Genomic DNA, 25273 nt, shown 5'->3' with positions numbered 1-25273 from the left:
CTCGGCGGTCGATCGTGGTTACGGTGATCACCGACGCTACCGTGAGGAGTCGCCATGAGCAGCCTTCCCCCCGACCGCACGCCCGGACCGGACGACGACACGCCCTTCGACCCGCGGTTCGAGGAGCTGCTCCGCTCGATGCTCGGACCCGACGCGGACGAGGCGCTGCGCGAGCTCCGTGCCCGCGGCCTCGACCCCCAGGCGCTCGCCGCCGGGGGCGCGGCGGACCCCCAGCTCTTCCAGCACGTCCTCGCGCAGGTCCAGCGGCTGCTGTCGACGCCGAGCGACGGCCCCGTGAACACGGACGTCTCGCACGACGTCGCGCGCCAGGTCGCGGTCGCCGAGGGCGACCCCTCCGTCACGACGGCGCAGCAGCGCGCCGTGACGGAGTCGCTGTCCGTCGCCGAGCTGTGGCTCGACGCCGTCACCGACCTCCCGCCCTCGGGCGGGCGCGCCCAGGCGTGGAGCCGCTCCGAGTGGGTCGAGCACACGCTCCCGGCGTGGAACGAGCTCGTCGCCCCCGTCGCGGCCTCCGTCGCCGACGCGCTCGCGACGGTCCTGCGCGACCAGCTCCCGGAGGGCCTCGGCGACGACCCGTCGGCGCTGCCCGGGGTCGGGTTCACCCTCCCGGGCCAGGTGCCCGGGCTCCCCGCCGGGGCGCTCGGGCTGCCGGGCGACCCCGCGGCGCTCATGCAGCGTCTCGGCTCGGCCGTCTTCGGCATGCAGGTGGGCCAGGCGGCGGGCACGCTCTCGCGCGAGGTCTTCGGCGCCACCGACGTCGGGCTGCCGCTGCTCGACCAGCCCGGGACGGTCCTCCTGCCCACGAACGTCGAGGCGTTCGCCGAGGGGCTGGACGCCCCCGCCGACGAGGTCCGCCTGTTCCTCGCGCTCCGCGAGGCGGCCCACGCGCGCCTCTTCACGCACGTCTCGTGGCTCCGCGGCCACCTGCGCAGCCTGGTCGACGCGTACGCGCGCGGCATCACCATCGACCTGTCGGCGCTCGAGTCGCAGCTCTCCGACGTCGACCTCACCGACACGGACGCGCTCCAGCGCGCCCTGTCCGGCGGCGTCTTCGGGCTCCAGAACACCCCCGAGCAGCAGGCGACGCTCCTGCGGCTCGAGACGACGCTCGCGCTCGTCGAGGGCTGGGTGGACGAGGTGACGGCAGCCGCCGCCCTCCCCCACCTACCGCACGCCGTCCCGCTCCGCGAGATGCTCCGGCGCCGGCGCGCGGCGGGCGGCCCCGCCGAGCACACCTTCGCGACCCTCGTCGGCCTGGAGCTGCGGCCCCGGCGCTCACGCGACGCGGCGGCGCTGTGGGCGCTCATCGCCGCGCAGTCCGGATCGAGTGCACGCGACGGCGTCTGGGACCACCCCGACCTCCTCCCGGACGCGACGGACCTCGACGACCCCGCGGGCTACGAGAGCCGGCGGGCCGTGACCCGCATCGAGGAGGCCGACGTCGACCGCGCGCTGGAGGAGATCTTCCGCGCCGCCGACGGGACGGGCGGCGCCGACTCTTCGACCGGGACGGCGGACGACGCGACGACGGACGACGCGACCGACGACGGGCCGACCGACGGCGGAGGCACCACGCGCTGAGCCTCCGGCGCCGCCCGTCAGGGGGCGCCTGTCGACCGCTCTGCCGCGAGCCCGGCGTCCTCAACGGGGGCGCCGGGCTCGTCGCCGTCGGGCTCGAGCTCCGCGTCCCGCGCGAACGAGAAGCCCTCCAGGAAGCCGCGTGCCCGGTCCGTCCGCGGGTACGACTCGAGCAGCTTCCAGAACCCCGGGCCGTGGCCGGCGTGGAGCAGGTGCGCGAGCTCGTGCAGCAGCACGTAGTCCAGCACCCACGGGGGCATCCCCCGCACGCGGGTCGAGATGCGGATCGTCCCGTCGATGAGGGTGCACGACCCCCACCGCCGGTCCTGGTTCCCGGACCAGCGCACGCTCGTCGGGTGCGCGCGGCCGTCGAGGTACTTCTCGGACAGCTCGACGGCACGACGCTCGAGCTCGTCGTCGGAGGGGCGCCGTCGACGCTCGGAGTCGGCCAGACGGTCGAGCATGCGCTGGACCCACTCGCGCTCCTGCGCGCGGGTGAACCGCGCCGGGATCGCGACGATCGTGCGCTCGCCGTCGCGGTAGGCGCTCACCGTGCTCTTGCGTCGGCGGCTGCGCCGAACCTCCACGATCGTCTCCCGGACCACGCTCAGACCGTAGTGGTTCTCGCCACGAAAAGGCAGGGGCCCACGCCGCGTGGTGCGGTTTCTCGCGACGTTCGGTCGAGAGGACGACCGGACAGGCTGTGCTCCGGGTCAAGGAACCCCCCTCGAACTGCCGTCGAGGTCTGCCTGTGGACAACTCCGACCGGAGGTCGACGCCGTGCCACGCTGACCGCGGTCGGCCGAACGCGCCGCCCGCCCCACGACCCGCGGAGGACACGTGCAGCGACGACGCGTGCTGCGACCCGAGGCCCCGCTGCTGCGGCGCGCTCCGGGCGAGGTGCAGGTCGGCACCGACCCGCGGTGGTCGGTCCGGCTCGCCGGGCTCGAGCCCGGCGAGGAGCAGTGGCTGCACGCGCTCGCCTCGCCGTCGGCGCGGCGGGGTGACGGGTGCGAGGCCGCGACACCCGCGGCGCCCGCCCGCCGGGCCGCGCTCGTCCGGCTCCTCGAGGAGGCGCACCTGCTCGTCCCCGCCCGCCGGCGACGCCCCGTCTCGCCCGCCCCGGGCAACGGCGAGGCGGACGTGGGCGTGCTCTCGGCCCTGCGGCCCGACGGAGCCGGGCACCGTGTCCTCGCGGCCCGCGCCCGGGCGACCGTCGCCGTCGTCGGGCTGGGCCGGGTCGGGGCCGCGCTCGCCGTGCACCTCGCGACAGCCGGCGTGGGCACGATCGCCCTGAAGGACCACGGCACGGTCCTCGCCACCGACGTCGGGGTGGGCGCGTACCGGCTGCGCGACGTCGGGGCGTCCCGCGAGACCGCGGTGCGGCGGCTCGTCGAGGAGGTGGCGCCCGGGGTCGTCATCGCCGCGGGTGGGGACGCACGCCCGCCGGCGGACGCGTCCGCGGCGACGCGAGCGCCGGGTCGGCCTCCGGACGTCGTCGTCGTGGTCGAGCACGGCGCGGCGGACCCGGAACGGGTCGCGAGGCTCGTGGGAGAGGGGGTGGCGCACCTGTCGGTCGTGGTGCGCGAGGCCGACGTCGTCGTCGGACCGTTCGTCCGGCCGGGCCTCGACCCGTGCCTGACGTGCGTGGACCTGCACCACGCGGACGCCGACCCGTGCTGGCCCCAGCTCGCACGGCAGCTGCGCGAACGTGGCGTGCGTGCAGGCGAGGAGTCGTCGCTCGCGGCGTCGGCTGCCGCGGTCGCGCTCGGTCAGGTCCTGGCAGCCCTGGACGGGCTCGTGCCCCGCGCAGCCACGGCCTGCATCGAGATTCCTGCTCCCGATGCGGTGCCGCGGCTGCGCGAGACAGGTCGCCACCCGCGCTGCGGGTGCGACGAGCTGGCGCGCACGCCCCCGGACGGAGCGCCGCTCACCATGTCAGGCCGCCGTCGAGGCGCCGACTGACGCCTCGGCCTCGGCGCGCGACGCCTCCTGCGCCTGGCGCTCGGCCTCGCGGGCGAGCACCTCGGCCTTGCTCGGACGGCCGCGGCCGCGCTTGCGCGCGACGACGGCGCCGTCCACGAAGACCTCGCCGCCCCAGACGCCCCAGGGCTCGCGACGCTCGATCGCGCCGGCGAGGCAGCCCTCGACGAGGGGGCACGTCCGGCACAGGGCCTTGGCCTCCTCGACCTCGGCGGACCGCTCGGCGAACCAGAGCTCCGGGTCGTTGGTGCGGCAGGGCAGCAGACCCGCGAGGAGACGGTCGAACTCCGCGGAGTCCTTCTCGCCGAGGGGTGTGGCCAGCGGTTGGTGGGGGACCCAGGGGCCGGATCCGCCCTGGGCAGTGATGTTGTCGAGCAGCGCGGTGAGCCGCACGATGTCCTCCAGTGATGTCCTGTCGTGGGTGTGAACGTCGTCGTCACAGGACCCCGAGGACAGCGGTCCCCGTCTCAGGAAAGACGGGAGAGACCGGTGATCCTCATCGGCAGACGTGCTCTGGAGAACACGAAGGCCACGGGTCCGAGACGGACTCCGCGGCCTGGAAGGTTCTGGTCGGTCAGACCAGACGCGTCCTGGAGGCGGAGTCGGGAGCGGGGCGGGTGACGAAGGTGCCGCCGCGGTGCGCGATGGCACGCGGACGGAGTCCTCCTGGCGTGCCCGTGTAGACGGACGCGTTATCCAGCAGGTTCGCCATGGCGATCTGGTTCTTCATCAGCTTTCCCACCCCCTCTCTCCGTTCGAGGCCCGCCTCCCGGCGCGCCCCTCTCCATCAGGACTCGTCGACCATATGTCGCGCGTCGCAGGACGCACAACTTATTTACGAGAATTTCTTCGACGAGTTTCGCCGGCCCTCCTCGCGGCCCCGGAACGGCTCGTCGTCACCGCTCCGCGCGGCCCACGATCTCCAGGATCGCGGCGCCGTACCGCTCGATCTTCGCGGGCCCGAGCCCGTTGATGCGGGCCAGCGCGGCCGTGCTGGTGGGTCGGGACTCCGCGATCGCCGCGAGCGCCGTGTCCACGAGCACCGTGAACGCCGGCTTGTCCGTCTCCTGCGCGACCTGGCGCCGCCACTCGCGCAGGCTCTCGAACAGCTCGCGGTCGTACTCCCCCGTGAGCCGCAGCTTCGCCTGCCCGGCACGCGGACGGCGCGTCCCGTGCGCGCCCGGCTCGTCCGGCCACAGCCCGTCGAGGAACCGGGTCCGGCGCCGTGTCGCACGACCGCCCGGGTTGCGTGACCGCGCGAACGACAGCTCGAGGTGCTCGCGGGCGCGCGTGATGCCCACGTAGAGCAGCCGCCGCTCCTCCGCGATCGCCTCGTCCGTCTCCGCGAGCGAGATCGGCATGAGGCCCTCGCTCACGCCGGCGAGGAACACCGCGTCCCACTCGAGGCCCTTGGCCGCGTGCAGCGACGCGAGCGTCACGCCCTCCACGGTCGGTGCGTGCTGCGCGGCGGCGCGCTCGTCGAGCTCGGCCACGAACGTCGCGACCGTCGGGGCCGGTCCGTCAGCCTCCTGCGCGAGCGCCGCGACGTCGTCGGCGAGCGCGACGAGCGCCTGCGTGGACTCCCACCGCTCACGCGCCGCACCCCGCGCGGCGGGAGGCGCCGGAGCCCACCCGGCGGCGGCGAGCACGTCGCGCACCGTCTCGGGCATCGCGACCTCCGAGTCCGCAGACCGGGCGGCGCCGCGCAGGAGCACGATCGCGTCGCGCACCTCCTTGCGCTGGAAGAAGCGCTCGCCGCCCCGGACGAGGTAGCCGATGCCCGCGTCGGCGAGCGCCGACTCGAACGCCTCCGACTGCGCGTTGGTCCGGTACAGGACCGCGATCTCGCTCGCGCGCGTCCCCGCCGCGAGGAGCCGCGCGATCCGCTGGGCGATGCCCGTGGCCTCCGCCTCGTCGTCGTCGTACGCGGTGAACGCGACCGGCGGTCCCGCGGGCCGCTGGGCGACGAGCTCGAGCGCCTGGTGCGCCCCGCCCGCGCGCCCGGCGCGCGCGAGGAGCTGGTTGGCGAGGTTCACGACCTGCGGCGTCGAGCGGTAGTCGCGCACGAGCCGGATGACCTGGGCGTCCGGGTGCGTGCGCGAGAACGTGAGGAGGTGGTGCGGCGTCGCGCCCGTGAACGAGTAGATCGTCTGCGACGGGTCCCCGACGACGCACAGCTCCTCGCGCCCCCCGAGCCACTGGTCGAGGACGAACTGCTGCAGCGGCGAGACGTCCTGGTACTCGTCGACCACGAAGTGCCGGTACTGGCGCCGGACCTCGTCCGCGACCCCGCCCTGCGTCGAGAGCATGTCGCCCAGCATGAGGAGCACGTCCTCGAAGTCGATGACCGACCTCTCGGTCTTCACGTCCTCGTAGGCCGTGATGAGGCGCGCGACCGTCTGGTGGTCGTAGCCGGCAGGAGGCTCGCGGTCGATCGCCTCGCACGCCCGGACGTAGTCGTCCGCGGTGACGAGCGAGACCTTGGCCCACTCGACCTCGGACGACAGGTCGCGCACCGCGACGCGGTCGACGCCGACCCCGAGGCGGCGCGCCGACTCGGCGATGACCGGGGCCTTGTGCTCGAGGATGCGCGGCGGCGCGCCGCCGACGACCTTGGGCCAGAAGTAGCCGAGCTGACGCAGCGCCGCGGCGTGGAACGTCCGCGCCTGGACGCCCGTCGCACCGAGCTCGCGCAGGCGCGTGCGCATCTCCCCCGCGGCCCGCGCGGTGAACGTCACGGCCAGCACGCTCGTCGGCGCGTACACGCCGGTGCGGACGCCGTAGGCGATGCGGTGCGTGATGGCGCGCGTCTTGCCCGTCCCGGCACCCGCGAGCACGCACACCGGGCCGCGCAGCGCGACCGCGACGTCGCGCTGGTCGGGGTCGAGCGCGTCGAGGATCTCGTCGGCGGTGCGCAGGGACGGCGGACGTGAGACCGGTGGCGTGGACATCACCCGCGATTCTCGCAGGCGCCGGTGACACGCGGGAGTCGGCTCGGCCGGACGCCGTCGGACGCCTGTCGGCGCCCGGGGCGGGCTCACGGCGGGAACAGCGCGCAGACCGCCGGTGTTACCGTCACGACCGATCGCCCGCGGCACGCGCCGCCCGGAACCGCACCAGGAGAGCCCTCGATGAGCACCGCCCCGACCCTTCCCGACCCCGGCTCGATCGTCATGTACTCGACGAGCTGGTGCGGGTACTGCCGCCGCCTCAAGACGCAGCTCGACTCCGAGGGCATCGGCTACACCGAGGTGAACATCGAGGAGACCCCCGGTACCGCGGAGTTCGTGGAGTCGGTGAACGGCGGCAACCAGACGGTCCCGACCGTCGTCTTCCCCGACGGCTCGGCCGCGACCAACCCGTCGCTCGCGGAGGTCAAGCAGCGCCTCGCCGCCTGACCCCACCCCGTTGTGGGCATGAAATGGGCCCGGTCCGGACGTCCGAACCGGGCCCATTTCATGCCCACAACGGCTGGGGCGCTCAGGCGTCGGGGAGGCGGTCGCCGAACCAGTCCTCGACCAGCGAGCGCGCGATGGACGCCCGGCCCGGGAGCAGCACCTCCTGCGCGCGCACGGCGGCGGCGAGCTCGGGGCGCGTGAACCAGCGCGCGTCGGTGAGCTCGACGCCGTCAACGTGCACGTCGGTCGTCAGCGCCCGCGCCGCGAAGCCGAGCATGAGCGACGCCGGGAACGGCCACGGCTGGCTCCCGCGGTAGGCGACCTCGCCGACGACGACGCCCGCCTCCTCCGCGACCTCGCGCCGCACCGCGCTCTCGAGCGACTCGCCAGGCTCGACGTACCCGGCGAGCGTCGAGAAGCGCCGCTCGGGCCAGTGCGCGGCGTGCCCCAGCAGCAGCCGCTCGTCGGCGCCCTCGCCGTGCACGACCGTCATGATGACCGCCGGGTCCGTGCGCGGGTACAGCTCCACGCCCTGCGCCACGCAGCGCCGCGTCCAGCCGCCGTTCTCGACCGTCGTCCGGCCGCCGCATCGCGGGCACCGGGTGTGGTTCGCGTGCCACGCCGCGAGCGCGACGGCCTCGGTCGCGAGCCCCGCCAGCGGCCCCTCGAGCCCGCCGACGAGCTCGCGCAGCCCCGACCACGACCGCTCGCGCGCGAGGACGGCGAACGGGTCGGACGCGTCGACGCCCTCGATGTCGACCTCCTCCGCGTCCGCGTCGTCGGGCAGGACGAGCGCCAGGTACGTCGTGCCGTCCCCCTCCCCGAGGAAGAGCCAGCGCGCCTGGTCCTCGTCGGCGGCGGCACCGACGTCGGACAGGGCTGCCGGGTCGAGCAGCGCGACGCCGTCCGTCGGGCTCGCCCCGGCGAGCGCGAGCCGGCCGCGGTGGACGAGGACGACGCGCGTCGAGGCCTCGCCGCGCAGCGTCCCTACGAGGTCAGGCTCGCCGCGCCGGTGGGCCGCGCGGTCCAGGACCGCCCCGTCGAGCGGCAGCGGGAGGTCGCGGAGGGTGGTCCTGGGGAGCGTGCCCGACGACGGTCGGGCGGCGGGGGTGGTCACCCTCCGACCGTAGGGCACGCGACCGGCGTGGGTGCCCCGGGCGGCGGGCGGGGAGCGACTACCGTGGTCGGGTGCCTCGCTCACCGCTGACCCTCGCCGCGCTCGCGACCGCCGCAGTGCCGGGTCTCGACGCCCGCAGCGCGCTGGCGGTCGAGGACCCGGGCGACTACGACACCGCCGTCGTCACCGACGCCGACGGCGCGCGGTGGACCGTGCGCGCCCCGCGCAGCCTCCAGGCCGGGGCGGCGCTCGAGGCCGAGGCGGAGCTGCTCACCTCGCTCCAGCTCTACGCCGACACGGGCGTGCTGTCGTTCGCGGTGCCCCGCATCAGCGGCACCGCCCTCCTGCCCGAGGGCGGACGCGCGATCGTGCACCCGGCGCTCGACGGGACGACGCTCGACGTCGACGTGCTGCGCCCCGGGCCCGGGCTCGCCGCCGACCTCGGCCGCGTCCTCGCGTCGATCCACGAGCTGCCGCGCACGATCGTCGACGACGCTGGGCTGCCCGGGTACGACGTCGAGGAGTACCGCGCCCGGCGGATGGCGGAGCTCGACGAGGCCGCGGCGACCGGGAAGGTGCCGACGGCCCTCCTGCGACGCTGGGAGGCCGCGCTCGAGGACGTGTCGCTGTGGCGGTTCCAGCCAGTCGTCGTGCACGGTGACCTCGGCCCGGAGCAGGTCCTCGTCGCGCGCGGCCGCGTCGTCGCCGTGACGGACTGGGCGAGCGCGCGCGTCGCGGACCCCGCGGACGACCTCGCGTGGCTGCTCGTCTCCGCGCCGCCCGAGGCGATCGACTCGATCATGGAGGCGTACCAGCTGCGCCGCACCGAGCTCACCGACAAGCACCTCGTGGACCGCGCGCTCCTCGTCGGCGAGCTCGCGCTCGCACGCTGGCTCCTGCACGGCGTACGGCACGGGCTCGACGACGTCGTCGCCGACGCGCTCGACATGCTGGCCGACCTCGACGACGCCACGCAGGACGCCGACGTCTGACGCGACGCGGCGTGCCGGCGCCGGGAGACCCCCGCCGGACCACCCGCGTCCGCGGCCCGGTCCCCCCGGTCAGCCCGCCAGCAGCGCCTCGATCTCCGCCTCGCCGAGGAGCCGGCGCGGGCGCACCGTCTCGTCGGACGCGACGTAGTAGAACGCGGCGTTCACCTTCTCCAGCGGCAGCCCCGTCCACCGGGACCACGCGAGCCGGTAGACCGCGAGCTGCACCTCGCGCACGCTGCGCGCCGCAGGGTCCGACGGCGCCCGCCCCGTCTTCCAGTCGACGACCACGACGGCGTCACGCGCCCCTCCGGCGTGCTCCGGTCGCTCGGGGAACACCGCGTCGATGCGCGAGCGCAGCACCGTGCCGCCGACGGGGGTCTCGACGTCGACCTCGACCGCGACGGGGGTCCTGGTCGCCCACTCGGACGCGACGAACGTCCGCTGCAGGGTCTCGAGGTCCGCGTCCGGGTCGAGGTCGTCGTCGTCCGCGCCGGGGAGGTCCTCGACGTCCAGGAGCGACGACGTCGTGAAGTAGCGCTCGGCCCACAGGTGGAACCGCGTGCCGCGGCGCGCGTGCACCGTGGGCTCGACCGGGACCGGGCGGCGCAGGTGCAGCGCGTACTCGTCGCGGTCGGCCGCGAGCCGCACGAGGCTCGACGCCGAGACGTGCGCCGGGAGCTCGACCTCCCGGCCCGAGCGCTCGGCCCGCTCCGCGAGCAGGACCCGGGCGAGCGCGACGAGGTCGCGCCCCTCGGCGTCGACGAGCACGCCCGTGGGCGCGGTGAGACCCGCGGGGCCGCTCCCGCCCGCGCGGACGAGGGCCGCACGCTCGACCGCCGCCGCGGTGCCGCGCAGGACGGCGCGCGCCGAACCCTCGGGCGCGTCGTCGGGGGCGGGCCACTCCCCCGTGACCTCGACGTCCTCGAGCGGGTTGGTGTCGTCGGGCCCGGGCGGGGCCGACCAGCCGTCCGCCGCCACGACCCCGGACTCCACGAGCTCGAGGAGGAACGGCGAGAGCACGCGCGGGCGGGAGCCCGTCTGCCACCACGCCGCCGTGAGGTACAGCTCGCGGCGCGCCCGGGTGAACGCGACGTAGGCGAGCCGGCGCTCCTCCGCGAGCTGGTGCTCGCCGCTCGCCGCCCGGAACTCGTCGCGTCGCGCCACGAGCTCCTTGGTGTCGGACGCGAGGTCGAAGCGGAACTCCGGCAGGTCGGCGGCGTCGCCGCGCAACGGGTACGGGAGCTGGCTCACGTCGGTGAGCCACCCGCTGTCCGCGCGCACGCCCGCGGACGACTGCGCCGTCGTCGGGAACACGCCGTCGACGAGCCCGGGGACGACGACGACGTCCCACTCGAGCCCCTTCGCCGCGTGCGCGGTGATCACCTGCACGGCGTCCGGGTCCGGCTCGCGCACCGGCAGGTCCAGCCCGTTCTCACGCGTCGACGCGACCCCGAGCCACGCGAGGAACGCACCCAGGGTCACGACGTCCGCCGTCTGGGTGAACGTCGCGGCCACGTCGCGGAACGCGTCGAGGTGCTCGCGCGCGCGGTCGCTCACGGCCTCGGGGTCCACGAGGCGGCGCGACGCGAGCAGCGCCTCGTTCGTCACGGCCTCGACGTCGAGACCGAGCGCACGCTCCGCCTCGACGACGAGCTCCGGCAGCGACAGGTACGTGAGCCCGCGCAGCGCGCGCAGGGTCCGGGCGAGTGCCGACAGGCGGGCGTGCCCCTGCGGCGTGAGCGTGCGGCCGTCGGCGGCGGGCTCGCCCGGGTCTGGCAGGTCGTCGAGGGCGTCGACGATCGAGCGGTGGTCGGCCACGTCGCCCTCCACGACCACGAGCTCGGCGCCGTCGGCCGATCCCGCCGTGCGACGGCGCGACCCGAGCGCGCCCTCGTGCCGCGCGAGGTCCGCCGCGCGGCTGCCCAGGGCGTGCAGGTCCGCCGACCCGAGGTTGAGCCGGGGACCCGTGAGGAGCCGGACGAGCGCGTCGCCGCGCGAGGGGTCGTGCACGGCCTCGAGGAGCGCGACGACGTCGACGACCTCCGGCGTCGTCAGGAGGCCGCCGAGGCCCACGACCTCCACCGGCAGGCCGCGGCGCCGCAGCGCCACCTCGACCGCGGCGAACTGGCTGCGCTTGCGGCACAAGACCGCGGCCGTGACGCGCCCGCCGGGGGCGCTCGCCGGTCGCCAGCGCGCGGCGACGAGCTCCGCGACGGCACCTGCCTCCTCCTCGGCGGTGGCCGCGACGTGCGCGGAGACCGTGCCCGCCCCCGCGCCCGGGCGCAGCGCGAGCGCGGGCACCTCGACCCGGTCGCGGCCACCCGCCCCCGCCGCCCGCAGCGGGCCCGCGGTGACGTTCGCCGCGGCCAGCACCGCGGCGTCGTTGCGCCACGACGTCGACAGGAAGCGCACCGCCGACCGGTCGCCCGTCGACCGCGGGAACCGGTCGGGGAACCGCGCGAGGCCGCCCGCGCTCGCGCCGCGCCACCCGTAGATCGACTGGTGCGGGTCGCCGACGGCCGTCACCGGGTGCCCGCCGCCGAACAGGCCCGCGAGGAGCTCGACCTGCGCGTGCGACGTGTCCTGGTACTCGTCGAGCAGGACGACCCGGAACCGGGCGCGTTCCGTCTCCCCCACGACCGGCACCTCGCGCGCGAGCCGGGCCGCGAGCGCCACCTGGTCGCCGAAGTCGAGGGAGTCCGTGGCGCGCTTGCGGCGCCGGTACTCGGCGACGACGTCGAGCAGCCGGACGCGCTCGGCGACGTCGCCGACGAGCTTCTCGACCTCCTTGGTCCGGGCCTTCTGCCGCGGACCGAGCGGCAGCGCGTCGAGCTGCTCGACGATGTCGGCGAGACGGTCCCGGGCCTCGCCCGGATCGAGGAGGTGCTCGCCGAGCGCGCCGGAGAGGCCGAGGACGGCCGCGACGACCGTGCTGAGCGCGCGGTCGGTGCCGAGGTCGTCGTCCCACCCCTCCACGACCTCGGACGCGAGCTGCCACTGCTGCGCCTCGCCCAGCAGCCGCGCCCCGGGCTCGACGCCCACGCGCAGACCGTGGTCGCCCACGAGCGACGCGGCGTAGGCGTTGTACGTGGCGACCGTCGGCCGGTCGAGCAGCGACAGGGCGGACGACGCGCCGCCGCGGGCGCGCGCGAGCTGCGCGAGCCGCACCTGGACGCGCTCGGACAGCTCGCCCGCCGCCTTGCGCGTGAAGGTCAGGCCGAGCACCGCGTCCGGCGCGACGAGCTCGTTCGCGATGAGCCAGACGACGCGCGCCGCCATGGTCTCCGTCTTGCCCGAGCCGGCGCCGGCGACGACGAGCGTCGGCTCGAGCGGCGCCTCGATCACCTCGACCTGCTCCGGGGTCGGGCGGGGCCGGCCCAGCAGGTCGGCGATGCGGGTCGCGGACAGCGTCGGGCGGGGCGGCTCGACGGCACCGCCCGCTTCCTCGACCGCGACCCCGTCGGACGCTGCCAGCCGGACCGACGGACGCGTCGCGTCCGGTTCCGGGAGCTCGAACAGCTCGCTGCTCACGCCACGACCCTCCTGCCCTCGGGCTGCACCGGGCACGCGCGACGCACCGGGCACATCTCGCACAGCCCGTTCTGGCGGGCCGTGAACGTCGCCGCCGACATCGTGCCGGCAGCCTCCTCGACGAGGTCGCGGGCCCAGCTCGAGCCGTCGGGCGCCGGGTCGAGCGCGGGCTGCGGGACGACGGCAGGGCCGACGTGCGTGCTGCCCACGTAGACGAGCTGCGCTCCCGCGCTCCGCGTCCCCTCGGGCACGTCGAGCGCGCCCGCCTCGACCGCGAGCTGGTACGCGCCGAGCTGCGGGTGCTCGGCGCCCTCCGCCTTGGTCGCGGTGCGTCGCCCTGTCTTGAGGTCGACGACCCGGACCTTGCCCTCGCCCGCGTCCTCGACCCGGTCGATCGTCCCGCGCAGGCGCGCACGCCCGACGGTGACGTCGAACGTCGGCTCGACGAGGAGCGGCTCGCCCGCCTGCGCGACGTAGGCCGCGAGCTTCTCGATCATGCGGTCCGCCCGACGGCGGAGCTGGCGCGTCGGCCATCCCTCCGGCAGTGCGAGCTCGGCCCAGCGCCGGTCGAGCTCCGCGCGCAGCTCGGCGAGAGACCCCGACGGGTGGGACTCCGCGATCGAGTGCACGAGCGTGCCGAGGCTCTGGTGCGTCGCGTCCGGCGCGGTGCCGCCCGCGGCCTCGAGCGACCACCGCAGCGGGCAGGTCGAGACGGTCTCGACCTTCGACGGCGACACCGTCACCATCTCCTCCGCACCCCGCAGCGACGCGGTGCTCGACACGCCGGCGACCCCGTACCAGGTCTCGGGCCGCGCCTCCGCGACGCCGAGCTCGCCCAGGTCGGCCAGGAGCGTGGCCGCGGCGACCGCGCGCGCGTCCCGTACGCCGTCGTCGGCGCGAGCATTGCCGCGGTCGGCACCGGGCGCCACGCGATCGGAGCTCTCCCCCGAGGCGCCGGTGGACGCGCGGGCCTCGCGCGCCGCCGCCTCGACGAGCACGCCGCGCGCGGCGGCGACGAGCCCCCGCAGATCGAGCGGGGCACCGACGCGCACGTGACGGCGCGCGTCCGGGTCCGCGCCGGGTGCCGGGGCGGCGCTCGTCCCACCCCCCGCCGCCGGCTGCGGGGACCCGTCGTCGGGCCCGTCCGGGCCCGCGTCCGGCCCCTCGGGAGCGGCGGGCGGGACGACGAGGTCGCAGAACACCGACGGCGCCTCCTCCGCGTCCTGGACGGCCGTCACCACGAGCCGCCGGGTCGCGCGCGACGTCGCGACGACGAACGCGCGCAGCTCGTCCGCGAGCACCTGGGCCCGCGCCTGGGACCCCACGCCGTGCGCGTCGTGCGCGCGGCCCGCGAGGAGCTCGACGAGCGCCTGCGACCCGAGCAGCGAGTCGCGCAGGCGCAGGTCGGGCCAGACGCCGTCCTGCACGCCCGCGACCACGACGACGTCCCACTCGCGCCCCGCGGCACCCGCGGGCGTCAGGGCGGCCACGGCGTCGGCGCCGCTCGCGCTCGCCGCGAGCGAGTCGGCCGGCAGGTCCTGCGACGCGAGGTACTCGACGAACGCCTCGGCGGGCGCACCGGGCATGCGGTCGACGAACGTCTCCGCCGCGCGGAACAGGGCGAGCACCGCGTCGAGGTCGCGGTCCGCGCGCGCCCCGGCCGGGCCGCCGTCGAGCGCCGCCGACCGCCACCGCTCCGCGAGACCGGTCGCCGCCCACACCGCCCAGAGCACGGTCTGCGCCGTCGCGCCGGGCTCGGCCGCTGCCGTCCGCCCCGCCGCGAGCGCCCGCGCGACGGCGACCGGCCCGCGGCGCACGGTCGGGGGCAACGTCGCCGCGCGTGCCGGGTCCTGCAGCAGCTCGACGAGCAGCGCGTCCGACGAGCGCCCGCCCCCGCCCTCGAGCTCCTCGGCCCGCAGCGCCCGCCGCAGCCGGCGGAGCGCGACGACGTCGAGCGCGCCGACGGGCGACGTGAGCAGGGCCGCCGCGGTGAACGGGTCCAGCGCCTCGGCGTCGTCCGGGTCCGCGACGCACACGCGGACCGCGGCGAGCAGCGGCGCGACGGCCGGCTCGTCGCGCAGCGGGACGTCCGAGCCGAGCAGCGTCACCGGCACCGAGGCGGCGACGAGCTCGCGGCGCAGCGCCGCGAGGCGGGTCCCGGTGCGGGCGACGACCGCCATCCGGTGCCACGGGGTGCCGTGCAGCAGGTGCTCGGCCCGCAGCTCGCGCGCCACGAACGCGGCCTCCTGCGCGACGGCGGACAGCACGGCGACCTGGACGGGTGGCGTGGCTGCACCAGCGTCACCGCCCGAGCCCGCTCCCTGCGGCGCGTCGACCTGGCGAGGCGCGCCGTCCGCCGCCGCGTCGCCGACCGCCACCTCGGCGACGTGCGCGTGCCGGGGCGCGGCACCGCGGTGCACGGCTCCGGCGACGGTGCCGACCTGCGCCGCGACCCGGCGCGTCACGTCCCGCAGCGCGGCGTCCTGCCGCCACGCGGTGCCGAGCACGGCCACGCGCGCCCCGAGCTCGCCGCGCCGGGCACCGTCCCGGCGGGCGGGCGCCGAGGCGCGGCCGACGAGGCCCGGGCTCGCGCCACGGAAGGTCTGCACCGCGGAGTCGGGGTCGCCGAGCAGCACGAGCCGGGCGCCGTCGTCGTGCAGCACGTGCAGCAGCCGCGCGGTCGCGACCGTCGCCTCCTGGTAGTCGTCCACGACGACGAGGTCCCAGCGCGGCCGGGCGGCGTCGGGCACCTCGTCGTCCCACGCGAGCAGGGCCTCGGCCGCCTCGTCGACCACGATCGCCGGGTCGAACCGGGCGCCCGCGTCCGGCGTCCCCGAGCGCAGCGCGGTCACGTCGAGGTACTCCGCGAAGAGCTGGGCGCCCAGCGACCACTCCGGCCGCTCGTAGCGGTCGCCCAGCGCGGCGAGGTCGGCGGGTGTCAGACCGCGCTCGGCCGCGCGCATGAGGAGGTCGCGGAGCTCCTGGCGCAGGCCCCGGAGCCCGAGCGCCTCCTCGGGCAGGCCGGGCGGCAGGACCAGGGGCGAGCCCAGGTGCGCGAGGTCGCCCTCCAGGTGGCCCTCCAGCAGCTCGGAGAGCACGAGGTCCTGCTCCGGTCCGGAGATGAGCGTCGGGACGGGCTCCCCCAGCGCGGCCGCACGCTCGCGCAGCACGGCGAAGGCGGCCGACGCCGCGGTGCGGACCATCGGCGCCCCGACGGTGCGGCGGGCGCGGGCCGACAGGCGGTCGCGGAGCGACGCGGCAGCACGCCGGGACGAGGCGAGGAGCAGGACGCGCTCGGGGGCGAGGCCGTCGGCGAGCGCCGCGAGCACGACCTCCTGCGCGACGAGGGTCTTCCCGGTGCCCGGCGCCCCGACGACGAGCGTCGCACCGGGCCCGGCCGCCGCAGCGAGCGCCGCGCGCTGGGAGTCGTCGAGCGCGACGTCGGCCTCGTGGTCGCGAGGCCGCGCGACGAGGCGAGGGGCGGTCGTCCGGGGCACGGACCCGATCCCATCACGTGCCACCCACACCGCCGGCATCGCCGACGGCGCGGCGAGGACGCCGCTACGGCACGGGCCACCCGTTGGTCAGGCACCCCTGGGCCGAGATCGACTGCTGCACCATCACCGGCGCGACAGCGCCCGGGGCCGGGCAGTCCTCGTGGCCGTGCCCGAGCACGTGACCCACCTCGTGGTTCACCAGGTACTGGCGGTACGTCGCGACGTCGTCACCGAAGTCGGGGGCGCCGAGCACCCAGCGCTCGAAGTTGAGCACCGCGACGCCGGACACGGAGTTGCCGCACGAGTACTTCCCCTCGGTCGCGAGCGGGGCGCACATCCGGTCGGTCGTCGCGGGGCTCGCGAGCACGACGCGGATCGACGCGTCGTCGGCAGCCGTCCGGGAGAACGTCACGCCGTCGGGGCCGGACCACCCGCGCGGGTCGTTGAGCGTGGCGAGCACCGCCGTCGCGAGGACCTCGCCGTCCACCGGCAGACCCTGCTCGACCTCGACCCGCACGGAGCGCACGGTGCCCGCCCCGGGCGCGGGGGCCTCCCCCGGGACGACGACGAGCGCGCCCCCGAGGTCCGGCGCGACGACGACGTCGCCCACGAGCCCGGAGCCGGGTTCGGCGACCGGGGCCGCGGGCGTCGTCGGCGTGGGCTCCGGCACCGGGTCCGCGGCCGGCGCCGTCGGTGGGGCCGCAGGAGCGAGCGGCACGACCACGTCCGGGCGCGGCGCGACGAGCTCGCGCAGGTCCGGCCCCTGCGCGACGTCGCCCGCGCGCTCCGCCCCGGACCTGCTCGCAGCGTCGGGCTCGGCACGGACCGGGGCGGGCGGGTCCTCGCGGTCCGCCGAGACCGGCGCGGGCGCGCCCGGGACGTCCCAGACCTCCGCCGTCGCGGCGCCGCCGCCGAAGCCGACGACGAGGCAGGCCGCGACCGCCGCACCGTGCCGCAGACCCCGCGAGGAGCGCTTCGCACGAGCTGTCGACGGGCGGTTCGGGGGGGTATGTCTGTCGGGCACCCGCCCATCGTCCCACTCCTCGCGACGCCCGGTCGACACCGGCCACCGTTTCCGTATCCTCCCCCCATGACCGGAGCCAGCGAGGGACGCGCGCGCGGCACGGCCGGGCCGCCCGTCGCCGCGCGCACCCGGATGCCCCGGGACGAGCGGCGCACGCAGCTCCTGACGATCGCCGAGGAGCTCTTCGCCTCCCACGGCTACCACCACATCTCGATGGACGACATCGCGGACCGCGCCGGGGTCGGCAAGCCCGTGCTCTACCGGCACTTCCCGTCGAAGCTCGACCTCTACCTCGCGCTCATCGACGACCAGGGCGACCGCCTCGTCCGCGCCGTCCACGTCACGCTCGACCCGTTCCGCGAGCCGGCCCCCGGGATCTCCGCGAGCGACCTCGACGCGCTCGCGGTCGACGGGCTCGCCGTCATCGAGGGCATCGTCCGGGCGTACGTCGCCTACGCGCGCACGGCCGGCAGGTCCGCGGCGCTGCTCTTCGAGTCCGACGTCATGCGCGACCCGGTGGTGCGGGCGCGCGTGCTCGCCCCCGACGCCCGCATCGCGGGGGCGTTCGCCGACGTGCTCGTCCGGATCACCGACCTCGACGCGGACGAGGCGCTCGTCGTCTCGCGGACGTGCACGGCCGTGGGCCGGGCGGCCGCGACCGAGGCCGTGCGGCCGGACGGGACCGCGTCGGCCGACGACGTCACCCGGCTCGTCCCGCGCCTCGTCTGGCGCGGCGTGCACGGGATGCTCCGCCGTCCGCGGGCCGGGGCGCCGGACGCCGCGGGGACCTCGATGAGCGGCGTCGCCCCCGAACCGGACGCGGACGCGGCGCTCGACGGGTCGACCGCGGGAATCTGACTACTATCGAACGCGTTGTCGCCGGTGGGACGCCCACGGGCGGCCCGAGACCCGTCGTCGCTGCGCCTGGCGCAGCCGCTGTGAGGAGATGCTGTGGAAGTCACGATCGGTGTGCAGAACCTGGCCCGTGAGCTCGTCGTCGACACGGACCTGTCCGCCGACGCCGTGGCGACCGCCGTCGCCGACGCCCTCGGCGGCGCCCCCGCCCTCGAGCTCACCGACTCGCGCGGCCGCCGCGTGATCATCCCGACGGCGTCGCTCGGCTACGTCGAGATCGGCACCGAGGAGCAGCGCAAGGTCGGTTTCGGCTCGCTCTGACCGCCACGACCAGACCGTCGACGACGCCGCCGTCGCGCCCCCGTGCGCGGCGGCGGCGTCGTCATGCCGCCAGACCCAGGCGGTCCATGCGCCGGGAGTGCTCCGCCGTGAGGCGCGAGAAGACCCACGACTGGGTCGCGGGCGCCGGGCCGCTCGACGCGGCGTCGGCCGTCGCGTCGACCCCCGCCGCGACCAGGCGCGCGAGCGCGGGCCGCTGAGCGAGGACGACGCCCACGACGCCCAGCGCCTCGCCGACGAGGCGCCGGCCCCACAGCGCGAGGCGGGACGCGAGCACCGGGTCCGCGGCGGCGGCGTCCGCGATGACGGGGGCGTAGCGCTGGGACGGCGTGTCCTGCGTGAGCGCGTCCACGACGACGGCGCGCGAGCGCTCGTCGAGCCCCTGGGCGGCGAGCAGGCAGAAGTCGTCCGCGACGCCCTGGCCCACGTATCCCTTGAGGATCCCCTCCCACCAGGTGCTCGGGCGGGTGCGGGCGTCGAAGTCGTCGAACAGTCCGTCGAACGCGGTCATGCAGTCGGCGGGGTCGCCGCCCAGCTCGTCCACGCGCACGAGCACGCGCTCCTGCCGGTCCAGCATGGCTGCCGCGAGGCGCGAGAGCGCCTGGCGCTGGCGCAGCGTGGGCGCGTGCGCGGCGTCGCCCGCGAGACGTCCGAAGCTCGCGAGCTCGGTGTAGGCGACGAGGCCGAGCAGCTCCACCGCGTCCGCGTGGTCCGCCGGGGGCAGGGTCAGGGGGCTCGCGTGCTCGGCGTCGCTCATCGGGCCAGGATAGTTCTCCGATATCATGGCGGACGTACATCGGTTGCCCGGTCGTCCAGACCTCACGCTCGTCACGCGAACGACGACGGCACGGCACGGTCCGCGACGCGGGCCGGGCCACGACATTCACGATCGGCTGCCGGCCACGAGGTGCGTACGACCGCGACCGGGAACCTCCCGGGACCGGGCCCCGTCGGGCCCGCCGACGGTCGCGCGTGCCCGAACGAGACAGAGGCACCAGTGACCACCACAGACGCCACCAGCACCGACGCGACGCCGGACGTGAGCGCCGACGCGACCGCGGTCGCCGCGAGCGTGCACGCCGAGAACACGTCCTTCGCCGACTTCGGCGTGCGCCCCGAGATCGTCGACGCGCTCGCCGACGCCGGGATCACCCACCCCTTCCCCATCCAGGCGATGACGCTCCCGGTCGCGATGTCGGGACACGACATCATCGGCCAGGCCAAGACCGGGACGGGCAAGACCCTCGGCTTCGGCGTGCCGCTCCTGCACCGCGTCGTCGCCCCGGGCGAGCCCGGCTTCGACGAGCTGCCCTCCCCCGGCAAGCCGCAGGCGCTCGTCGTCGTCCCCACGCGCGAGCTCGCCGTCCAGGTCGCGAACGACCTCGCCACGGCTTCCAAGCGCCGCTCGGTGCGGATCATCCAGCTCTACGGCGGCCGTGCGTACGAGCCGCAGGTCGAGGCGCTGACGCGCGGCGTCGAGGTCGTCGTCGGCACCCCCGGCCGCATGATCGACCTCATGAACCAGGGCCACCTCAACCTCACGCGTGCCGCGACCGTGGTGCTCGACGAGGCGGACGAGATGCTCGACCTCGGGTTCCTGCCCGACGTGGAGAAGATCCTCGCCCGCACGCCCGCGCAGCGGCACACGATGCTCTTCTCGGCGACCATGCCGGGCGCCGTCGTCTCGATGGCGCGCCGCTACATGAAGCAGCCGACGCACATCCGCGCGAACGACCCCGACGACGGCGGCCAGACGGTCAAGAACATCGAGCAGGTCGTCTACCGCGCGCACGCCCTGGACAAGGTCGAGATGCTCGGGCGCATCCTCCAGGCCGAGGGCCGCGGTCGCACGATCGTGTTCGCCCGCACCAAGCGCACCGCGGCGAAGGTCGCGGACGAGCTCGTCGACCGCGGCTTCGCCGCCGGATCCATCCACGGCGACCTCGGCCAGGGCGCGCGCGAGCAGGCCCTGCGCGCGTTCCGCAACGGCAAGATCGACGTGCTCGTCGCGACCGACGTCGCGGCGCGCGGCATCGACGTCGAGGACGTCACGCACGTCGTGAACTACCAGTGCCCCGAGGACGAGAAGACGTACCTGCACCGCACGGGCCGCACGGGCCGCGCGGGCAACAAGGGCACCGCGGTCACGTTCGTGGACTGGGACGACATGCCCCGCTGGTCGCTCATCGACAAGGCGCTCGGCCTCGACATCCCGGAGCCGGTCGAGACGTACTCGAGCTCGCCGCACCTGTACACGGACCTGCACATCCCGGAGGGCACCAAGGGCCGCCTCCCCAAGGACCGGCGCACGCTCGCCGGGCTCGACGCGGAGGAGATCGAGGACCTCGGCGAGACCGGCAAGCGGCACACGCCGGCCGGGGGTTCGCGCGGTCGCCAGGGCGGCCGGTCCGACGGCGGTCGCAGCCGGGGCGAGCAGGGTGACCGCGGACGGTCGGGCGGCCAGGGCCGTTCCGGCGGGCGTCGCGCGGAGGGCGAGCGCGCGGGCGGTCGTCCCGAGGGCGAGCAGACCGACGCCGCGGGCACGCCGTCCGAGAACGCGCCCTCGGAGGGCGGCGAGCGCCGCCGTCGGTCCCGCAACCGTCGCCGCACGCGCGGCGGCCGCCCCGTCGAGCAGCAGGGCGGCGCCGAGGCGACCCAGCCCGCGGAGTAGCCCGCGCGGCGGGGCCTCGTCCCCGAGCCCGACGACGAACCCCGGGTCGCTCTCCACGGTCACCACGCCGTGGGGAGCGACCCGGGGTTCGTCGCGTCGAGGTCGGTGCAGGTCGGCGCCGCTCAGTGCACGTGCGCATCCCGGCCCGCGAACCACACCGCGACGCCCTGCACGGTGGCCGCCGCGACGAGCAGGAAGAGCGGCAGCGTCCACGCGCCCGTGGCGTCGTGCGCGAGCCCGAGGCCGAGCGGCCCGGTCGCCGCGAGCAGGTATCCGGCGCTCTGCGCCATGCCGGAGAGCTCGGACGTGTGGGCGGCGTCGCGGGCCCGCAGGGCCATGAGGGTGAGCGCGAGGCTGATGCCGCCGCCCTGACCGAGGCCCACGAGCACGACCCAGAGCGCGGCGGCGCCGGGGGCGAGCGCCAGCCCGAGCAGGCCTGTCCCCACGAGCACGACGAGCACGACCCCGACGCCCCGCTGGCGGCGCATGCGCCCGGCGAGGATCGGCGTCACGAACGACCCGAGGATGCCGGCGAGGTTGCACAGCGCGAGCAGCCAGCCGCCCGCCTCCGGCGTCCTCCCGAGCGCGACCATGATCTCCGGGAGCCATGCGTTGACGGCGTAGAACGACAGCGACTGCATGCCCATGACGACGGTGACCGCCCAGGCGAGCGGGCTGCGCCACACCGCGGAACGGGCGACCCCGGCGCCCGCGCCCGCGCCGAACGCCGTCGACCCGGCCGGGTCAGGCCGCAGCGCACGCGGCACCCACACGAGCACGCCGAGGACGGCGAGCACGCCCCACGTCGCGAGCGCCCCGCGCCAGTCGAGACCGGCCGCGGTCGCGACCGGGAGCGTCAGCCCTGCGGCGAGCGCGGCACCGCCCGACAGCGCCATCGAGTACAGCCCCGTCATGAGGCCGATGCGGTCGGCGAAGTCGCGCTTGATGAGCGCGGGCAGCAGGACGTTCCCGAGGCCGATCGCGCACCCGGCGACCACGGTCCCGGCGAAGAGCCCCCACGTCTCGGGGACGAGCCGGAGGGCGAAGCCGACGCACAGCACGACGAGGCTGACGAAGAGCGCACGCTCGAGCCCCCAGCGCCGCGCGAGCACGGGCGCGAGCGGCGCGAGGAGCCCGAAGCACAGGACGGGCAGCGTCGTGAGCACGCCCGCCGCCGTCGCGCTGAGCCCCAGGTCCGCCCGGATCTCGCCGAGCAGGGGCGAGATCGCGACGACGGCCGGACGCAGGTTGAGCGACGCGAGGACGATCGCGACGACCGCCCCCACGCCCAGCGGTCGGCGCAGCCCGCTCACGCGTCGGCCTCCGTGGTCCCGGCCTGCTCCGTGGCGGCCGCCACCAGGTGCGCGCGCACGGCGTCGATCGTCGCGGCCACCGCGCTCTCGGCGGCGTCGGCGTCGCCGGCCCGGATCGCGGCCACGACCTCCTCGTGCCCGGGGACGTCCCGGTGGTGCCGGCGCTGCTCCCCCGAGGGGAAGGTCCGGACGAGCGCGTGGTCGAGGCCGTCGTAGAGGTCGGCGAGCAGCGGGTTGCCGGCCGCGCGCACCACCTCGGCGTGGAACGCGACGTCGGCGGCCTGGAACGTGTCCTCGTCGGCGTCGCGGGCTGCGGCCTGCGCCGCGAGCGCGGCATCGAGCCGGGCGAGCGCGCCCGCGTCGTGCCGTCCCGCCGCCGCCCGCGCCGCTCCGCGCTCGAGGATGCCGCGCACGTCGAGCACGTGGAAGGCGTCGGTGGTCCGTGCGCGGCGGGCCAGGGCGGCGTCGAGGCCGTCGGCCGCGCGGACGTAGGTGCCGTCGCCGCGCCGGGGCTCCAGGACGCCCGCGTGCTCGAGCGCGCGCACCGCCTCGCGCACGGTGTTGCGGCCCACGCCCAGCTCGGCCACGAGCTCGGGCTCCGGCGGGATCCGGGAGCCCACCGGCCACTCTCCCCGAGCGATGCGTTCGCTGAGCCGTTCGACGACGAGCTCGGACACCTTGCGGGGCGGGACGATCGGCTGGTTCACCGAAAGAACCTAACATCCCCTGTTTGGCCTCGGCGACGAGAGGAGGCCGTACGGGGTCTCTCGTACGGGGATTGACCAGCACGCGCCGCCGGGAGGACCTTGCGCGGGACCGCTCCTCGATGACGAAAGCGAGACCCACCATGTCCCCCACCACCCCACGACGCCGACGGCTGAGCAGGCTGCTCGCGCTCGTCGCCTCGGCGACGCTCGTCGGGACGCTGCTCTCCGGGACCACCACCGCCACCGCCGCGGACACCGAGCTCGCCGTCAACGGCGGGTTCGAGTCGGGGCTGTCGGGGTGGACCTGCTCCGGCTCGACGGGCCAGGCGACCGCGAGCCCGGTCCGCACCGGCAGCGGGGCCCTGCGGGCCACGCCCGCGGGGGCCGACAACGCGCGCTGCTCGCAGTCCGTGGCGGTACGGCCGTCGTCGACGTACACGCTCAGCGCGTGGGTCCAGGGCGCGTACGTGTACCTCGGGGCAAGCGGCGCGACCGCGCAGGACGTCTCCACGTGGACGCCGTCGGCCTCGACCTGGCAGCGCCTCAGCGTCACGTTCACCACGTCGGCGACGGCCACGACGGCGACGGTGTTCCTGCACGGCTGGTACGGCCAGCCGGCCTACGTCGTCGACGACGTGAGCCTCGTGGGCCCGGGCGGCGGCACGACGCAGCCACCCGCCACCCCCACCGGCCTCACGGCCGGCACCCCCACCGCCAGCAGCGTCCCCCTCACCTGGGGGGCCGTGGCCGGGGCGACCGGCTACGCCGTCTACCGCGACGGCACGAAGGTCGCGACCACCACGACCCCGTCCACGACCGTCACCGGGCTCGCCGCCGCCACCGCCTACTCCTTCCAGGTCACCGCCACCAACAGCGCCGGCGAGTCCGCCCGCTCCACCGCCGTCACCGCCACCACGACCGGCGGCACGACGCAGCCGCCCGCCACCCCCACCGGCCTCGCCGCCGGCACGCCCACCGCCAGCAGCGTCCCCCTCACCTGGGGCGCGGTGACCAACGCCACCGGGTACGCCGTCTACCGCGACGGGACCAGGGTCGCCACCACCACGACCCCGTCCACGACCGTCACCGGGCTCGCCGCCTCCACCGCCTACTCCTTCCAGGTCACCGCCACCAACAGCGCCGGCGAGTCCGCCCGCTCCACCGCCGTCACCGCCACGACGACCGACGGCGGCGGCACCGGCGGCGGTCTCCCGCCGCACGCGCTCATCGGCTACCTGCACGCCTCGTTCGCCAACGGCTCGGGCCACACCCGCATGGCGGACGTCCCGGACTCGTGGGACGTCATCAACCTCGCGTTCGGCGAGCCGACGACCGTCACGTCCGGGGACATCCGCTTCAGCCTGTGCCCGCAGACCGAGTGCCCGAACGTCGAGTCGGTCGCCGAGTTCAAGGCCGCCGTCGCCGCCAAGCGCGCGGCGGGCAAGAAGGTGCTCCTGTCGATCGGCGGGCAGAACGGCCAGGTGCAGCTCACGACGACCGCCGCGCGCGACGCGTTCGTCGCGTCGGTGAGCTCGATCATCGACACCTACGGGCTGGACGGGGTCGACATCGACTTCGAAGGGCACTCGCTGTCGCTGAACACGGGCGACACGGACTTCCGGAACCCGACCACGCCGGTGATCGTGAACCTCATCTCCGCGCTCAAGACGCTGACGGCCCGCTACGGCGACGACTTCGTGCTGACGATGGCGCCGGAGACCTTCTTCGTCCAGAACGGCTACCAGTTCTACGGCTCCGGGCCGTGGGGCGGTCAGGACCCGCGGTGCGGCGCCTACCTGCCGGTGATCTACGCGCTGCGCGACGACCTGACGCTGCTCCACGTCCAGGACTACAACTCGGGCCCGATCATGGGCCTCGACGACCAGTACCACACCATGGGCGGCGCGGACTTCCACATCGCGATGACCGACATGCTGCTCACCGGCTTCCCCGTCGCGCGGGACACGACGAAGATGTTCCCGGCGCTCCGCCCCGACCAGGTCGCGATCGGTCTGCCGGCGAGCACGCAGGCGGGCAACGGCCACACCGCGCCCGCCCAGGTCAACCAGGCTCTGGACTGCCTCACGAAGGGCACGGGCTGCGGGTCGTACCAGACCCACGGACGATGGCCCGGGCTGCGCGGCCTCATGACCTGGTCGATCAACTGGGACCGCTACAACGGCTGGGAGTTCTCCCGGAACTTCGACTCCTACTGGCCCTGACGACCGGCCGGTCCTGACCCGGCCG

The 25273-nt window shown here is 76.0% G+C and carries 19 protein-coding genes; 8 read left to right on the top strand and 11 right to left on the bottom strand.

What is annotated here, in order from left to right; all coding sequences use genetic code 11:
* Positions 1–54 precede the first annotated feature (54 nt).
* Complete coding sequence (locus JOE63_RS08050) at positions 55–1602, top strand: zinc-dependent metalloprotease (protein WP_087471445.1); 1548 nt, start codon at positions 55–57, stop codon at positions 1600–1602.
* 17 nt (positions 1603–1619) lie between these two features.
* On the opposite strand, the gene JOE63_RS08045 is transcribed toward JOE63_RS08050, so the two are convergent.
* Positions 1620–2204, bottom strand: a complete 585-nt coding sequence (locus tag JOE63_RS08045; RefSeq protein WP_244286078.1) for a YgjP-like metallopeptidase domain-containing protein — start codon at positions 2202–2204, stop codon at positions 1620–1622.
* Between the two features lie 250 nt (positions 2205–2454).
* On the opposite strand from JOE63_RS08045, the gene JOE63_RS08040 reads away from it, so the two are divergent.
* On the top strand, positions 2455–3564 hold the full coding sequence (locus JOE63_RS08040) for a ThiF family adenylyltransferase (protein WP_307839995.1): 1110 nt from the start codon (positions 2455–2457) through the stop codon (positions 3562–3564).
* Here JOE63_RS08040 and JOE63_RS08035 read toward each other — a convergent pair.
* The 3 genes from JOE63_RS08035 to JOE63_RS08025 all read right to left on the bottom strand — a co-directional run bounded on the left by JOE63_RS08035 (position 3538) and on the right by JOE63_RS08025 (position 6533).
* Complete coding sequence (locus tag JOE63_RS08035) at positions 3538–3975, bottom strand: WhiB family transcriptional regulator (protein ID WP_087471443.1); 438 nt, start codon at positions 3973–3975, stop codon at positions 3538–3540. The two genes, JOE63_RS08040 and JOE63_RS08035, sit on opposite strands and share 27 nt — an antisense overlap.
* A 181-nt stretch (positions 3976–4156) precedes the next feature.
* A complete protein-coding gene (locus tag JOE63_RS08030) occupies positions 4157–4324 on the bottom strand; it encodes a hypothetical protein (protein ID WP_204540470.1) in 168 nt (55 codons plus the stop codon).
* A gap of 154 nt (positions 4325–4478) precedes the next feature.
* Entirely contained in the window at positions 4479–6533 is a 2055-nt protein-coding gene (locus JOE63_RS08025; protein WP_204540469.1) for an ATP-dependent helicase, read from the bottom strand.
* 180 nt (positions 6534–6713) lie between these two features.
* On the opposite strand from JOE63_RS08025, the gene JOE63_RS08020 reads away from it, so the two are divergent.
* Complete coding sequence (locus tag JOE63_RS08020; protein WP_087471442.1) at positions 6714–6980, top strand: mycoredoxin; 267 nt, start codon at positions 6714–6716, stop codon at positions 6978–6980.
* A gap of 82 nt (positions 6981–7062) precedes the next feature.
* Here JOE63_RS08020 and nudC read toward each other — a convergent pair whose 3' ends face one another.
* Positions 7063–8097, bottom strand: coding sequence for an NAD(+) diphosphatase (nudC, locus tag JOE63_RS08015; protein WP_244286076.1), 1035 nt, complete (start codon positions 8095–8097; stop codon positions 7063–7065).
* Between the two features lie 71 nt (positions 8098–8168).
* On the opposite strand from nudC, the gene JOE63_RS08010 reads away from it, so the two are divergent.
* Positions 8169–9089: a phosphotransferase gene (locus JOE63_RS08010; RefSeq protein WP_087471441.1), complete on the top strand. Its 921-nt coding sequence runs from the start codon at positions 8169–8171 to the stop codon at positions 9087–9089.
* Between the two features lie 69 nt (positions 9090–9158).
* Here the strand turns inward: JOE63_RS08010 and JOE63_RS08005 are convergent, their stop codons facing one another.
* Genes JOE63_RS08005 through JOE63_RS07995 form a run of 3 tightly spaced genes read right to left on the bottom strand, consistent with a single transcriptional unit; the run spans position 9159 to position 17141 of the window.
* Positions 9159–12620: a UvrD-helicase domain-containing protein gene (locus tag JOE63_RS08005; protein ID WP_307839994.1), complete on the bottom strand. Its 3462-nt coding sequence runs from the start codon at positions 12618–12620 to the stop codon at positions 9159–9161.
* Complete coding sequence (locus JOE63_RS08000) at positions 12617–16156, bottom strand: UrvD/REP family ATP-dependent DNA helicase (protein ID WP_204540468.1); 3540 nt, start codon at positions 16154–16156, stop codon at positions 12617–12619. The genes JOE63_RS08005 and JOE63_RS08000 overlap by 4 nt, the downstream gene beginning before the upstream one ends.
* Before the next feature lie 25 nt (positions 16157–16181).
* The gene (locus tag JOE63_RS07995) at positions 16182–17141 is read right to left on the bottom strand and encodes a DUF3152 domain-containing protein (RefSeq protein WP_307839992.1); all 960 of its coding nucleotides are present in this window, start codon (positions 17139–17141) and stop codon (positions 16182–16184) included.
* Positions 17142–17207: 66 nt separating this feature from the next.
* Between JOE63_RS07995 and JOE63_RS07990 the strand changes: the two genes are divergently transcribed.
* Positions 17208–17999 carry a TetR/AcrR family transcriptional regulator gene (locus JOE63_RS07990; protein WP_204540467.1) on the top strand — a complete coding sequence of 264 codons (792 nt, stop codon included), beginning with the start codon at positions 17208–17210 and terminating at the stop codon, positions 17997–17999.
* A gap of 93 nt (positions 18000–18092) precedes the next feature.
* Positions 18093–18317: a DUF3107 domain-containing protein gene (locus JOE63_RS07985; protein WP_087471436.1), complete on the top strand. Its 225-nt coding sequence runs from the start codon at positions 18093–18095 to the stop codon at positions 18315–18317.
* 61 nt (positions 18318–18378) lie between these two features.
* On the opposite strand, the gene JOE63_RS07980 is transcribed toward JOE63_RS07985, so the two are convergent.
* A complete protein-coding gene (locus JOE63_RS07980; RefSeq protein WP_087471435.1) occupies positions 18379–19092 on the bottom strand; it encodes a ferritin-like fold-containing protein in 714 nt (237 codons plus the stop codon).
* Positions 19093–19332: 240 nt separating this feature from the next.
* Between JOE63_RS07980 and JOE63_RS07975 the strand changes: the two genes are divergently transcribed.
* Positions 19333–21006, top strand: coding sequence for a DEAD/DEAH box helicase (locus JOE63_RS07975; RefSeq protein ID WP_204540465.1), 1674 nt, complete (start codon positions 19333–19335; stop codon positions 21004–21006).
* A gap of 122 nt (positions 21007–21128) precedes the next feature.
* Here JOE63_RS07975 and JOE63_RS07970 read toward each other — a convergent pair whose 3' ends face one another.
* Both JOE63_RS07970 and JOE63_RS21660 read right to left on the bottom strand, forming a co-directional pair.
* Positions 21129–22319 (bottom strand): CynX/NimT family MFS transporter, encoded by a 1191-nt coding sequence (locus tag JOE63_RS07970; RefSeq protein WP_204540463.1) that lies wholly within the window; start codon positions 22317–22319, stop codon positions 21129–21131.
* A complete protein-coding gene (locus tag JOE63_RS21660; RefSeq protein ID WP_204540461.1) occupies positions 22316–23026 on the bottom strand; it encodes a FadR/GntR family transcriptional regulator in 711 nt (236 codons plus the stop codon). Before JOE63_RS21660 ends, JOE63_RS07970 begins: the two co-directional genes overlap by 4 nt.
* A 140-nt stretch (positions 23027–23166) precedes the next feature.
* Here JOE63_RS21660 and JOE63_RS07960 point away from each other — a divergent pair, with 140 nt between their 5' ends.
* A complete protein-coding gene (locus tag JOE63_RS07960) occupies positions 23167–25248 on the top strand; it encodes a carbohydrate binding domain-containing protein (protein WP_204540459.1) in 2082 nt (693 codons plus the stop codon).
* Positions 25249–25273: the final 25 nt, after the last annotated feature.

The organism is Cellulosimicrobium cellulans (assembly GCF_016907755.1).
Lineage (GTDB): Bacteria > Actinomycetota > Actinomycetes > Actinomycetales > Cellulomonadaceae > Cellulosimicrobium > Cellulosimicrobium cellulans_D.
The sequence above is the reverse complement of the archived record's forward strand: the minus strand, read 5'-3'. Positions and strand labels throughout refer to the sequence as shown.